Here is a 14,192-nt window from a genome sequence, read left to right as displayed (position 1 = left end):
AGATGCGGTGGTCGAAATGGAATTGGAAACTGTGATTAAAAGAAATTCAGAACTCGTTACTATCGAAAAGAACCAGCATGTTTTTTTTCAGGGTGAAAGAAATGGATATTTATATTTTATCGAGGAGGGCCTTTTAAGAGCTTATTATTTATTAGATAACGGTGATGAGAGAGTTAAGTCATTTGTATCGGCAGGAGCTCTCGTCGGCAGCTTGACCGCAGCTTATAAGAAGCAAGAGTGCTCCTTTAATCTGCAAAGTATCTTGAGAAGCAAGCTATGGAGAATTTCAGTTGAAAAGTTACTTTCACTGGCGGAAGAGTCTCACGAAGTTGCTTCTGATCTCATTTTTAGATTGCTGGATTTATCTATGAAAAAAGAGCAAAGAGAGTATGAGCTTTTATCTCTTTCAGCTCAGGAGAGATATATTTCTTTACGCGAAAACATGCCTGAAGTTATGCAGAGTGTAAGTCAAAATAATATTGCTCGATACCTTGGAATTACTCCGGTTGCGTTAAGCCGTATAAAAAAACGAGTGAAAAGAGAAGCTTGACAGGATGAAGTGAGTGCTGAATATTAGACACATGGGGTGAATTTTTCAGCAGTACCCGCATCAAAATTATAACGTATTTAAGAATTTCGCGGTATGGCCGCGTGCTATGGGGAAGTGAAGTTATGATACTGAATCATATATGGGGTTTATATGCCCATCCAGCTCAGGAATGGAAGTCTATAGACAGTAAGCGGGAGAGTTTTCTCTATTCGTGTTCCCACATTCTGTTAATTGCAATATTGCCGTGTTTAGCCGCCTATTACGCTTCTGCGCATGTAGGCTGGAGCATTGGCACTCGCGAATCCATCTATTTGACGCAAAACAGTGCTGTCATGATGGGCGTTGCCATGTACATCGGCATACTCGGTGCGACCTTTGCGCTAGCCTATCTCATTTACTGGATGGCAAAAACCTTCGGTGCTGATCCAAGTTATACAAAATCTCTTGAGTTAGCAGCCTATGCCGCAACACCGGTGATTATGTCGGGAATTGCTTCGCTTTATCCTGAACTTTGGTTCGTTGCTGTTGTTTTCCTCGGTGGGGTAGCTTATTCCGTTTACCTGCTCTACTCAGGACTTCCCGTTATTATGCACATTCCTGAAGAGCGGGGCTTTCTTTATGCTAGCTCGGTTGTGACCGCCGGCCTCATCGCTATGGTTGTGCTAATGGCAACAACCGCTATTTTATGGACCAACGGTTTTGGACCTGATTTTATTTCATAAAAATAAAATCAGCTCTTAACCAATAAAAATGCCCGGCTCTGGTGATAAGAGTCGGGCATTTTTTATTCGCAGTTAAAAGTGCTTACTTTTTCAAATAATGCCCAGCCAGACAGGTAACCGGAGCTGCAGTTGGTTTACCATGTTGCCAGTCACCGCCTTCAACGCCACTGCCGGCAATATCAATATGAACATAGCTGATGGGATGATCGCTATCGATACTGTGGCTGTCCAGTCCGGATGCTCCTGTCAGAAAAGCCATAGGGAACTGGTGTCCGCGAGGTGTTGATGCTGACGATCCGTTGTTAGATGACAGCAAATCATCGCACAGGGTACGACCTTTAACGAAATCAAAGTCTTCACGACGCGACCATGAAATTTCAGTTGGGTCACCATAAACTTCACCGGCCTCAAATAACGCCTGAGCAAGATTCTGACGACGGGCAGGGCCATTAGGCACCAACGCACTGTAAGGTCCCTTAGCTAAGGCTGCGTGGCCTGTCAGAGTAGCTACGGTATACAGCTCGTAATCACCTTCACCTTTGGCCGCTTCTTCACGTAAATGTGACAGTAGGTCAGCCATCACAAGACGACCCTCAGCATCAGTATTACCGATGCGGACACGTTTTCCGCTGTGGCCGGTAATGATTTCGTCCGCAACAAACGCATCGGAGCCAATGCTGTTACGTACAGCTCCTATCTCTGCCACAACATTAAGATGTTCAGGCTGTAATTCTGCGACGGTTTTTATGAAGCCGGCAACGCCTGCCGCCCCGCCTTTGTCCCGGCTCATGCCGGCCATATGACCACCAACTTTTAGGTCAGCGCCACCGGTGTCGTAGACAATACCTTTACCCGCAAACATAACGGTACGCTCAGGTTTACTGCCATGATATTCGAGTCGGATGACGCAAGGACGGTGGCGTTCGACCGCGACTGAAGCACGGCCCACGGCCGCTAATAAAGGGTATTCATGCTGCAGTTGTTGATAGTCATCGATAACCGTAACTTTAACCGCTGTGTGGGCGAATGCCTGGCGGCAGTACTCAGCGAACCGCGGTGGCGCCATGCGCTCAGGCTCAGTACCCGCAAGGTCACGAGCGACTCGTTTGCCAGCTTCAACAGCCATCGCCCATTCAGCATCAAGCTCACCGACCATAATCACGTTTTGGGTGGGTTCAATAGCGTCTTCGCCATGAGCCTCGCGAGCTTCGAGTGGTTGGTAAAGTGCCTGAGAGAGGCCAAGGTAAGCGGCTAAAAATGCTTGTTGGTAGCGTTCGTCATTTAAGTTTACATTATTTAATGCAATAACAGGGTGGCGGGCTCCCGCGTCTTGTGCGATTTTTGCTGCCGCATGTGCCGCATCAAACACCTGTCGAACATCGTCAAAGTCACGGTTTAGAGGCCCCGTTGGAGCTGCAATCAGCCGCTGGCCAGGCACGCCGTTAGCTTGTAACAGTAAAGGTTGTTGACCCACTCGTTGGTCAGTAATTTGGGCTTGCTGAATGGTTTCAGCTAACGCCGAGTCATCGACCGAGTTAAAATTTCCAATTAAGATAAGTGCATCAGCACCATCTTTTGAGTATGCGTCAGCCAGTGAGCTGACAATTTGCAGTTGTGCAAATGCCATAGAGTAAACCTCTTAATTAGTGGTCAGTTAAGCGCGACGCCAGCGGGTGCCCTCGGCACCGTCTTCTAAAACAATACCCATGTTGGTTAATGCGTCACGAGCATCGTCGGCTGCAGCCCAGTCTTTATCAGCCCGTGCCTGATTACGTTTGGCAATCAACGCTTCGATTTTGGCAACATCATCTGCGTTACCTTGTAAAAATTCTTTGGGGGACTGTTGTAGCAGTCCCATCACTTCTGCAAGCTCAATCAAAATATGCGCTAACTGAGCCGCTGTGTCCGGAGCGCTGTCACGGTTACGGTTGATATCACGGGCAACCTCAAATAACACACTCATGGCTTCCGGAGCGTTCAGGTCATCATCCATAGCCTCTTGAAAACTTTGCCAGTATTTACTCCGCAATTCTTCAGGCGCAGTTTGTGGAGTCACATCACGCAGCGCTGTGTATAAACGTTCTAAAGCAGAGTGTGCCTGATCCAAGTTTTCCTGAGTATAGTTCAGTTGTGACCGATAATGACTCGACAACAAGAAGTATCGAACCGTTTCAGCATCGTATTGTTCCAGTACGCTGCGAATGGTGAAAAAGTTGCCCAGAGACTTCGACATTTTTTCGTTGTCTACCTGCACCATTCCGCTATGCATCCAGTATTTTACGTACTCAGAGTGGTTTGAGCAGCAGCTTTGCGCAATTTCATTTTCATGGTGCGGGAAGGCTAAGTCGGAACCGCCACCATGTATATCAAAGGTGGTGCCCAGGTGCTTTTTGTTCATTGCAGAACATTCAATGTGCCAACCCGGGCGGCCTTCTCCCCAGGGCGAAGACCAACTTGGCTCACCGGCTTTTGCCGCTTTCCATAAGACGAAGTCCAGTGGGTCCTGTTTGGCCGAATCAACATCAACGCGAGCACCTGACTGCAACTGTTCTAAATCCTGACGGCTGAGTTTGCCGTAATCATTAAAGGTCGAGACATCAAATAAAACATCTCCATTGCCAGCTTCATAAGCATTGCCGTTATCAATAAGACTTTTAATCATCTCAATGATGTCGTCCATGTGGCTGGTTACCCGAGGCTCTATGTCAGGACGAAGCAAGTTCAGTGCATCAAAATCCTGGTGCATCTCGGCAATAAAACGTTCAGTGACTTGATGAAAATCTTCATCATTTTCTGCTGCGCGTTTAATAATTTTGTCGTCTAAATCGGTAATGTTGCGTACGTATTTCACGTCGTACCCAAGCTTGCGCAGATAGCGTACCACAACGTCAAACGCGACGTAGGTTCTGGCGTGACCAATATGGCAGTAGTCGTAGGTGGTAACGCCGCACACATAAATACCCACGTGACCGGGGTTCAAAGGTTCAAATGACTGTTTGTTGCGGGTCAGGGTATTAAAGACGCTTAATGCCATAATAGGTTCTCTTACTTATCGAACGGTTAACGATGAAAACTGGGGGCTTATGATACCACCGATGGCGCTGCTCTGGTACACTATCAGCTGGTTTAGTCAATGAAACAGGTACATTCAATGCAAGTCGTTTTACATACCAATTATGGTGATATTACTTTAGAAATGCACAACGAAACCGCGCCTAAGACGGTAGAAAACTTTTTACAGTATGCCCGCGAGGGGTTTTATGACGGTACAATTTTCCATCGTATCATCAGCAATTTCATGGTGCAGGGTGGTGGCTTTGAGCCCGGTATGAAGCAAAAAGAAACACGCGATAACATCGAAAATGAAGCACCAACGGCAAAACCTAATGTGGTGGGTTCCGTGGCTATGGCGCGCACGCCCGATCCGCATTCCGCATCGTCACAGTTTTTTATTAACGTGAATGACAATGCCTTTTTAAACTTTCAGAATGAAACACCGAATGGCTATGGCTATTGTGCTTTTGCCGAAGTGGTTGATGGCATGGATGTAGTGAACGCCATGAAAGAAGTAAAAACAGGTTCTGCCGGCTTCCATCAGGACGTTCCGGTTGAAGACGTGGTTATTGAACGCGTATCGGTAAACGATTAATCTTATGACCACTGGCTTTATTGCTGATTTGCATTTAAGCCCGGGGCGGCCAGACATTCTGGCTGCCTTTGGTGATTTTTGTCAGCAACATAAGCAGCTTGACGCACTTTATATTCTGGGTGATTTGTTCGACGCCTGGCTGGGTGATGACGACACCAGTGAGTTTGCGGCACAAGTTAAAGCGCATCTTAAGCAACTGAGCGACAATGGCGTACGCCTGTATTTTATGGCGGGTAATCGTGATTTTATGGTGGGCGAGCGCTTTGCCATAGAGGTGGGCTTAACTGTGTTGCCCGATGAAACCGTTATTGATTTATATGGTGAGCGAGTGTTGCTCATGCACGGCGATACTTTATGCACTTTAGATAAGGGGTATTTGCGTTATCGTTCATTTATTCAAAATGGCTTGGTTAAGGTAATTATGCGTAATTTGCCTTTATCCTGGCGCATGCGGATAGCGAATCGTTTAAGACAAAAGTCCAGCAGCCAACAACCGGAATTGACCCCGGCGCAACTTTATAAAATGGACGCTCAGCACCCGGAAGTTTTACGGGTGATGCAAAAGCATAACGTTAAGCAGTTAATTCATGGTCATACACACCGTCCGGCAGTGCATTGCTTTACACTACCTGATGGGACTTCCGCCAAACGCATTGTGTTAGGTGACTGGTATCAGCAAGCCAGTGCTTATCTTATTTCCAGATAGCGTTTGCGCTTCTTCGCGCTCAGTTTCGTTATATCCACCAGCACCAGCCCGTCAATCGAATGATTAAAGTCGGGATCAACACCAAACTCCAGAAATTGAACACCGCCGGGCTCGCATAACTCAGAGTATTGTTTGTAAAGTGTCGGAATGGCAGATCCTATATTGGCCATATAACTTTTTAGCAGAGCAAACTCCTCAGCGTAATGGTGACCGCTAAAGTCAGGCACGGTTGAGTCGGTGTTTAAACTGTAAGGAATTTTGGCTTTGGCCATTGGGCTCTGAGGCGGGAAGTGAGTACTATAAAATTTGACTAAAGCGCCCTGGGCGTCTTTTGGCAGGGCATTGCTAATACTGACAGAACCAAACAGGTACCGGTAACGAGGATGTTTTCGTAGTAAAGCACCAATGCCCACCCACAGATAATCGAGGCTACGTTTGCCCCAGTATTTGGGTTGTACGAATGAACGGCCTAGTTCAAGGCTTTGCGGGAGAATTGCGGTCATTGCATTGGTAAACTCGTAGAAACCGTCGCTGTATAGCCCGTTTTGTCCGTGAGACTTAATGATTTTTTTACAGTCGCCCAGGCGGTAGGCCCCGGCAATTTCCAGGTCATCCGGATCCCAGAGTATCAGGTGCATGTACCAGGTGTCGTATTCGTCCAGGTCGCGTTTACGCCAGGTTCCCTCGCCGACCGTACGAAAAGCAATTTCTCTCAAGCGACCAATTTCCCGGAGAATAGGGGAGCTGCCGGTGAATTCATACAAATAAATGCTTTTTCCGCAGGGAGTTTGACCGAGTAATTCACAGGCTTCAACCGCAGCTTTTAATGGTTGCCGCGGTTCGGGACGAGCAATGGCAGTTTGGGTGGGGAAAATGGGTTTCCTATGAGTTCCTAGTCGGTACAAGTGCTTTTTAAAAAGTTTGACTTGCTGGTGAGTATTGAGACTTTGTTGAAAAAATGCTTCAAGCGGTATTCTCTGGCCGATATGACACTTAACTTGTTTGCATTGTTGGCGGAACATTTCTTTAACCAAGAGCATTGTTGCTAAGGGCTTGTAGACCATAGAGGCGGTATAGAACCAAGCCGAATTGTGGGCCTCCAGCCTTATCGGAAGTATGTCACTCTGAGTGGCTTTGGCGAGTTTTAGAAAGCCGCTTTGCCAGTGGGTATCGCGTACGCCGTTAGGCCTTAAGCGCGAGACTTCACCGGCTGGAAAGAGAATAATGCATCCATCATTGTGTAGGTGAGCGTGTATGTTACGAATATCTTTTCGGCTAGGTTTGCCGCCGAACACATTAACGGGTAACAGCAGTGAGTCTAAAGCTTCCAGTGTACTGAGCCATTCGTTCGCAACAATTTTCACATCGCTTCGTACTTCGCTCACTAATTTAAGTAAAGCCAAACCGTCCAGAGAGCCAATAGGGTGATTGGCAATGATAATTAAACGTCCGCTGACTGGAATATTATCCAGTTCTTGCGATGAATACGCATAGGTGAACCTAAAGTAATCCAGAGCGTGTTCTACGAAGTCGATACCCTCTAAAGACGGAACACTCTTTCCGAACGCTTGTATGTCCTCTTCATGTAAAAGGTTACGTAACACCCAGGTCGTTGGCTTTTCCAACCAGGGTTTCCCTTTAATGCGGGGAAGGTTGTCATTAACGACTTTCTCGACAGATAACATCAAGTGCTCCGGCAGCTATTGATAGTAAAAGCGTAGAGGGAGTTAATGACAGTTTAATGACGGTAAGAAATAAAAAAGGGACCCTGAGGTCCCTTAGAAATTAAGTAATGTGGTTATTATAATTTAGTCTTTAAACTGTTTACCAAAGAATGAGTCTTCCAGCCATTGTGGACGTTGCTCAGCATTTGCAATCGACTTACCGATAGCGAAGTTAATATTGGTAAAGCGCGCTCCGGCTTCATAGTTAATACCCAGGCTTACTTCGTCGCTTGGCTTATGGTAATGCTCGGCAAAGAATTTACCCCAAACTTCACCACCATCTTCACCTTCTGTACGAGAATTAAAGCCGGTCATTAAGAAGACCGCTGGAATTCCTTTTTTCACTAAGGTGTAGTGATCTGAGCGCGTAAAAATAGCTTGCTCAGGCATTGGATCCGGGCTCAGAGTTGTATCAAAATTTTGTGCTGCTTCACTCACCGTTTCGCCTAAGGTCGAATGTGAAGCACCAAACGCAATCACGTCAGCAAAATCATAAATCAATACTGGCATATCCAGATTGACGTTGGCAACGATGCTGTTGAGTGGAACCGTAGGGTTATTAGCAAAGTAGTCCGCACCTAATAATCCCTTTTCCTCGGCGGTAACCGATAAAAACATGATTGAACGGTCAAATTCTTTTTCTGACTCAACGAACAAGCGAGCGGTTTCCAGCATAACAGACACGCCACTAGCGTTATCCAAAGCGCCGTTATTAATATTATCTTCACGGCTCATATCTTTAATAACACCAATATGGTCCGAGTGAGCGGTGTAAAGTACGTATTCGTCTTTTAACGTTTCGTCAGAGCCAGGGAGAACGGCTGCAACATTTGGACTGGTGATTTCTTCATGGCGCGATTCACGAGCCAGAGTGACTGTACCGTCAAGTGCGAAACCTTCAGGGGAAAAGTCGGGATCTTCCTGAATTCTTTCAAAAATTTTGTCAAGGGAGGTTGGCGCATCAGCGAATAACTTTTTAGCTGGCTCATCGTCAAGATAAGCAGAGCCCATTAGCTGCTGTTCTTCACCTTTTGGTAAGCCATTTGGGCCTAGCCATGTCATACGAGGTGTTTTTGTGTAATAGATACTGGTTTCGTACTTCCGGGTTTCTTCACGCACTGGCGTATGTAGCGTAATAATACCCACAGCGCCTTTTTCACGCGCAATGTCGCCTTTAATATTGGCTAAGTGTGCGCCTTCTTCGCTGGGTAAGAAACCTGGGCGGCCCGTTAACATGACGACAATTTTTCCGTCAACGTTAAGCCCTTCGTAGTCATTAAGGCCAAATTCAGGGGCTTCCATACCGTAACCAACAAACACTAAAGGTGCCGTTACTTCGTCTTTTTCGCTGTAATGACTTGGGCCCGTAATAAACTGCTTGGGAAATTCAAACTCGATAACTTTTCCGTCGCTTTTGTAGCTCATGCTGGCACTATTTTCTTTCAGCGTACTTTTGCGAAAAGGAACTCGTTGATAATAACTGCCATCGTCGCCCGCAGGCTCAAGACCCAGCTCGATAAATTCAGAAACAATGTAGTTGGAGGCGATTTCGTGACCTTCGCTTCCGGTTTGGCGACCTTTTAACGCATCGTCAGCAAGAAACTCCAGGTGAGCACGGATATTAGATTCTTCAGCACGAACCTCGACGGGTTGTGATTTTGTTTCTGGCGCACCGCAAGCTGCAACCAGCAGGCTTAACGTGGCGGGCAGAAGAATATGGGATGGCTTCATGTTATATCCTTTCATTTTATTTTTATCGTAAATACTAACCTAGTGTACCGCAGCAGTTAACAGACAACCAGAGCGGATAATTGAAAGAGTGTTGCAAAACGTATCAATGTTTTGTAATGTTATATTATCACAATAAAGGTCGTTATACTGGAGTACCTTATGAAACTGAATGCGTTAACTTTAGCTTTACTAGCAACGAGTGCTGCTGCGCAAGCACAGCAGCAAAAGAATGAGGAACATGAGCATATTAATGACCATGAGGTCATTGTTATTAACGCAAGTCCGTTGGATAAGACCGCACTTGAGTCGGCACAGCCAATTAACATTATCTCCGGGGATGCACTCAAACAATTGCATGCGCATAGCCTGGGTGAGACTCTGGCGATGGAGCCAGGAATTAACAATACGCACTTCGCTAACGTCGCGGGTAGCCCGATTATTCGTGGATTAGGTGGACCAAGAGTAAAAATTACTCAAAATGGCCTGGATACTGGTGATGTGTCACGCGGTAGTCCGGATCACGCAGTAACAACAGAAACCAGCACGGCTCAACAAATAGAGGTGCTGCGAGGGCCTGCAACCTTGCTGTATGGCAGTGGTGCGATTGGCGGAGTGATCAATGTAGTCGACAATAGAATTCCGTCAGAACCAATTTATGGACTGCAGGGCAACGCTAACATTTCCGGTTCGACCAACAACGAAAGTAAAGAGGGCTCCTATGACCTGCAAATAGGGAATGGTCGCTGGGCTCTTTATACGGATGCCTTTATTCGTTCGGCTAATGATTATGAAACCCCCACCTTTATTAATGACGAAGGTGAAAAAGTTGATCATGTTGAGAATACTTTTATTGACGCACAGGGCGGAACAGTTGGCGCAAGTTATCAATTTGACGACGGTTTTTTCGGTGTTTCATATCAGGGTATTTACCAGGAATATGGTATTCCTGGCCATGAACATGGGCATGAAGAAGATGAGCATGCTGATAAACCAGCCCTTGAGGAGGTCGCTCATAGTGAGGAGGCCGGTCCATATGCCGATTTAGAGCAAGAACGTATTCAGTTTGCAGGGCAATGGCGCAATCCGTTTAGTGGTTTTAACCGAATTGATTTTCGTGGCGCCTTAACGGACTATCAGCATCAGGAAATAGAAGCAGGCCTCGTTGGTACGCAGTTTGAAAATGAACAAAAAGAAATACGGCTGGTTGCTCAACACGAAGCGATTGCTGGCTGGAAAGGTGCTGTTGGCTGGCAATGGGATATCAGTGACAAATCTGCGGTGGGTGATGAAGCCTTTACACCAAATACATCACGCCGAACTCAGGGGCTGTTCTGGGTGGTTGAGCGTGAGTTTGGTGCGCATCACGTTGATTTAGGTATTCGTCACGAGAATACCAAGCTTTCTGCTGAAGAGCTCGGGACGAAGACTTATGATGCGACTTCCGCTTCTGCCGGATACCTATATCATTTCAGTGACCATACCTCAGTTTCGTTTAATTTAAGTCATGCGGAAAGAGCCCCGACAGGTAATGAAGTGTTTGCTAATGGTAACCACTTTGCTACTCGTACTTATGAGCTAGGGCTTGCTTATGCGCTCCATGAAGAAAGCAACGGCGAATATCATATTGAATCAAACGATGTTTCGGTAGAGACAGAAACATCAAACAATATTGATGCTGGATTTCATTATGAAAACGAACGTTTCCATGCAAACGTGAACCTGTTCTACAACCGGGTTGATGATTTTATTTACGATGACTTTCTCGGAATCGACAGCGGGCAAATTCACAGTGATGATGCTCACTCTGCTAACGAAGAGCCTCATGAAGATGAGCACTTGCATGGCAGCGAATTACAAGTTGTTAAGTTTTCTCAGGTTGATGCTGAACTCTATGGTTATGAAATTGAATTAGACTGGGAATTGACGGATAACTGGTCCTTGCATGGCTTTAGTGACTATACGCGGGCTAAACAGCGCGATGGTGACAATTTACCGAGAATTCCTGCACAGAGAATTGGTACTGAAGTGCGTTACCAGGCGGTTAGTTGGGACGGTTCTATTGGTTATACTCGCTTTCTTGAGCAGGACAAAATCACTCAGAACGAGACCGTAACGGATGCTTATGGTTTATTGAACGCCCGTATCAACTTGTACCCTGACTGGCTAGCCAATTATGGTGCGACTCTTTATCTCGAGGGTGAGAATCTAACTGATCAATTAGGTTTTGTGCACAGCTCTTTCTTAAAAGATGATGCGCCTGTTACCGGACGTCGCTTTCAGGTTGGTGTTTCTATCACGTTTTAATTCCGCCTTAAATAACGCTGTCGTCGTAATTCGGCGATAGCGTTTTCGTGTTATTTCACCGCAGCCAACCGATTTTCATCCACAACTTTGTTAGTATAAGCAGTAATAGACTCACAGTTGGATCGAAAATTATGCCTTTCATGCTTAACCGTGGAATTAAGACGGTTACTGTTTTCATTTTTTGTGCTTTAAGCTTTTCTGTTTATTCCGCAGAGCTCACCATTGAGCGACTATTTAGTGCGCCCAGCCTGACCGGGGAAACGCCCCGGGCACTCGAGTTTGCTCCTGGCGGGAAGTACCTCTCCTATTTGCAGGGTAGCGAACAAAGCCCGCAGCGTTACGACCTTTGGGTATATAATATTCAAACGGGTGAACACAAACAGTTGGTGTCAGTTGACCAGTTGGCGGTTGGCGACGTTGAGTTGTCCGATGAAGAGAAAGCCCGTCGGGAAAGGCAGCGCATAAGCGGCAGTGGCATTATTGATTACACGTGGTCTGCAACAGGGGAGGCGTTACTGTTTCCTTATAATGGCGATGTTTTTTATTACCGACCAGGTGAAGAGAAAGCGCGTCAACTGACTAAAACAGAAGCGTTTGAAACAGACGTTAAGTTATCTCCTCAGGGCAACTATGTGTCTTTTATTCGTGAGCAAAACCTGTACTTTGTTGATATTGCCAGTGGTCAGGAAACGGCTGTCACAACAGAGGGCCACGGAAACATCAAATTTGGTATGGCCGAGTTTGTTGCTCAGGAAGAAATGGATCGCATGACGGGCTACTGGTGGGCACCGGATGAGTCTTCAATTGCATTGACAAAAGTAGATGAAACACCGGTCCCTCTGGCCACTCGCAGCGAAATATACGCAGACAGAATTGAGACTGTACAGCAACGTTACCCTTTTGCCGGCAGTGAGAATGTCAAAATAGACCTGGGTATTTACCAGCTTGCTGACGAGAAAATGGATTGGTTAGAGTTGGGTAAACTTGATGATGGTTACTTAGCACGCGTTAAATGGGTTGGTGACAGCAATCGCCTTAGTTACCAGTGGCAGAGCCGTGATCAACAGCGGCTCACGCTTTGGCTTTATAACCACCAGAATAAAACTCGAAAAAAGCTACTGACCGAAACCGCGGACACTTGGCTAAACTTGCACAATGATCTGTATTTTTTAGACGATAACAAACATTTTATTTGGGCCTCAGAACGCAGTGGGTTTAAACATCTTTATCTTTACCGCTTAGACGGGTCTTTAATTCGTCAACTCAGTTCCGGAGACTGGCAAGTTGATGAACTGGAAGCTGTTGATGAAAGTACCGGCACTATTTACTTTACGGCTCGGAAAAAGTCGCCACTTGAGTCTCATCTTTATCGTACGCAGCTCAATGCCAACTCTGCGGCGAACCCAACGCGAATTACCTCGCGAGAGGGAATGCATGATATTCAGTTTGCGGCGAACGAACGGTCGTACATTGATACTTTTTCTTCTCCTGAGCAACCAAAACAGGTCAGTTTGCATGGGCCAACCGGGAATCACCTGGCGTGGTTGGCCGAAAATAGGCTAAATGAGAGTCACCCGTTATCTCCTTATTTGAAGCAGTGGCGTTATCCTGAGTTTGGAACACTGGAGGCCGAAGATGGACAAACGCTTTACTACAAGATAACCAAACCGACAGACTTCGATGCAGAAAAAACGTACCCAGTGCTGGTTTACGTTTATGGGGGGCCCGGGGCTCAGAGAGTGACCAAAAGCTGGGGCAGTGAGTTTGTTCAGTATATGGCGCAACAGGGCTTCATTGTCTTCACACTGGATAACCGTGGCTCGGCGAATCGGGGAAAACAGTTTGAAGCACCTATTTATAAAAATATGGGTACGCCGGAAATAGCCGATCAGGTGGCTGGAGTTAATTATTTGAAAAGCCTGCCTTATGTCGACAAAGATCGTATAGGAATTTATGGTCACAGCTATGGCGGCTACATGGCGTTATTGGCAATGTTCAAAGCGCCGGATCATTTTCAGGCTGGCGTTGCTGGCGCACCAGTAACAGACTGGCGCTTATACGATACGCATTATACTGAACGATTTATGGGGATGCCCGGAGAGGGCAGTGCTTATGAAATGTCGTCGGTTTTTCCTTACAGTAAAAACTTAAAAGGCGATTTGCTGATTTATCATGGCATGGCGGATGACAACGTCCTGTTCACTCACAGCACGAAATTGTATAAGCAGCTGCAGGATAATGCTCAGCCTTTTGAGATGATGAATTATCCAGGTAAAAAGCATTCTATTAACGGGCGTAATACAAAAATTCATTTGTATTCAATGATTGCTCAATTTTTTCAACAAACCATTGGCGAACAATAGGTTATAATATGTACATACCTTCCACTAACAAGGAGTGACTATGCGCTTTTTATCCCGCCGACTGGTTATGCCAAATGACTTGAACTTTGCCGGTTCGTTGTTTGGTGGTCGTATTTTAGAATGGATTGATGAGGAAGCTTATATTTTTGCCAGCTGTCAATTAGAAGCGAAAAGCTTGGTAACCAAGCACATTGGTGCTATTACGTTTGAAACGTCAGCATTTCAGGGCGACGTGGTCGAATTTGGCCTACAAGTGAAGTCAGTAGGGCGCACGTCATTAGCCATTACCTGCTTGGTACGTAACAAACACACTAAGCAGAATATTTGTACCGCTGATGACATTGTTTTTGTTCATATTGATCCGGAGACCCGTCAACCAACACCGCATGGTAAAACCAAAGAGCAGTTAGACGATATGCCAGAGCCGCTGTAAGCGGCCCTGG

Annotated in this window: 11 protein-coding genes; 7 read left to right on the top strand and 4 right to left on the bottom strand. The window is 46.1% G+C overall.

What is annotated here, in order from left to right; translation table 11 throughout:
• The first annotated feature begins 16 nt into the window (after positions 1-16).
• Both RBK99_RS10720 and RBK99_RS10715 read left to right on the top strand, forming a co-directional pair.
• Positions 17-550 carry a Crp/Fnr family transcriptional regulator gene (locus RBK99_RS10720; RefSeq protein ID WP_317504600.1) on the top strand — a complete coding sequence of 178 codons (534 nt, stop codon included), beginning with the start codon at positions 17-19 and terminating at the stop codon, positions 548-550.
• A gap of 122 nt (positions 551-672) precedes the next feature.
• Positions 673-1,272, top strand: a complete 600-nt coding sequence (locus RBK99_RS10715) for a Yip1 family protein (RefSeq protein WP_317504599.1) — start codon at positions 673-675, stop codon at positions 1,270-1,272.
• Positions 1,273-1,354: 82 nt separating this feature from the next.
• Here the strand turns inward: RBK99_RS10715 and RBK99_RS10710 are convergent, their stop codons facing one another.
• Both RBK99_RS10710 and cysS read right to left on the bottom strand, forming a co-directional pair.
• Complete coding sequence (locus tag RBK99_RS10710; RefSeq protein ID WP_317504598.1) at positions 1,355-2,899, bottom strand: M17 family metallopeptidase; 1,545 nt, start codon at positions 2,897-2,899, stop codon at positions 1,355-1,357.
• Between the two features lie 27 nt (positions 2,900-2,926).
• The gene (cysS, locus tag RBK99_RS10705; RefSeq protein WP_317504597.1) at positions 2,927-4,306 is read right to left on the bottom strand and encodes a cysteine--tRNA ligase; all 1,380 of its coding nucleotides are present in this window, start codon (positions 4,304-4,306) and stop codon (positions 2,927-2,929) included.
• Positions 4,307-4,423: 117 nt separating this feature from the next.
• Here cysS and RBK99_RS10700 point away from each other — a divergent pair, with 117 nt between their 5' ends.
• Complete coding sequence (locus tag RBK99_RS10700; RefSeq protein WP_317504596.1) at positions 4,424-4,921, top strand: peptidylprolyl isomerase; 498 nt, start codon at positions 4,424-4,426, stop codon at positions 4,919-4,921.
• A gap of 4 nt (positions 4,922-4,925) precedes the next feature.
• Positions 4,926-5,627: a UDP-2,3-diacylglucosamine diphosphatase gene (locus RBK99_RS10695; protein ID WP_317504595.1), complete on the top strand. Its 702-nt coding sequence runs from the start codon at positions 4,926-4,928 to the stop codon at positions 5,625-5,627.
• On the opposite strand, the gene olsF is transcribed toward RBK99_RS10695, so the two are convergent.
• Positions 5,609-7,312 (bottom strand): bifunctional ornithine lipid synthase OlsF, encoded by a 1,704-nt coding sequence (gene olsF, locus RBK99_RS10690; protein ID WP_317504594.1) that lies wholly within the window; start codon positions 7,310-7,312, stop codon positions 5,609-5,611. The two genes, RBK99_RS10695 and olsF, sit on opposite strands and share 19 nt — an antisense overlap.
• Positions 7,313-7,435: 123 nt before the next feature.
• Entirely contained in the window at positions 7,436-9,082 is a 1,647-nt protein-coding gene (locus RBK99_RS10685; RefSeq protein ID WP_317504593.1) for a M28 family metallopeptidase, read from the bottom strand.
• A 159-nt stretch (positions 9,083-9,241) separates the two neighbouring features.
• Between RBK99_RS10685 and RBK99_RS10680 the strand changes: the two genes are divergently transcribed.
• The 3 genes from RBK99_RS10680 (at position 9,242) to RBK99_RS10670 (ending at position 14,182) form a co-directional block, all read left to right on the top strand.
• Entirely contained in the window at positions 9,242-11,386 is a 2,145-nt protein-coding gene (locus tag RBK99_RS10680; protein ID WP_317504592.1) for a TonB-dependent receptor, read from the top strand.
• A gap of 131 nt (positions 11,387-11,517) precedes the next feature.
• Positions 11,518-13,749: a S9 family peptidase gene (locus RBK99_RS10675; protein WP_317504591.1), complete on the top strand. Its 2,232-nt coding sequence runs from the start codon at positions 11,518-11,520 to the stop codon at positions 13,747-13,749.
• Positions 13,750-13,789: 40 nt separating this feature from the next.
• Complete coding sequence (locus RBK99_RS10670) at positions 13,790-14,182, top strand: acyl-CoA thioesterase (RefSeq protein WP_317504590.1); 393 nt, start codon at positions 13,790-13,792, stop codon at positions 14,180-14,182.
• The last annotated feature ends 10 nt before the right edge of the window (positions 14,183-14,192 follow it).

Origin of the sequence: Idiomarina solivarensis, assembly GCF_033052755.1 — a bacterium.
In the GTDB taxonomy this organism is placed as follows: domain Bacteria; phylum Pseudomonadota; class Gammaproteobacteria; order Enterobacterales; family Alteromonadaceae; genus Idiomarina.
This window is presented reverse-complemented; position numbering and strand designations above follow the sequence as displayed.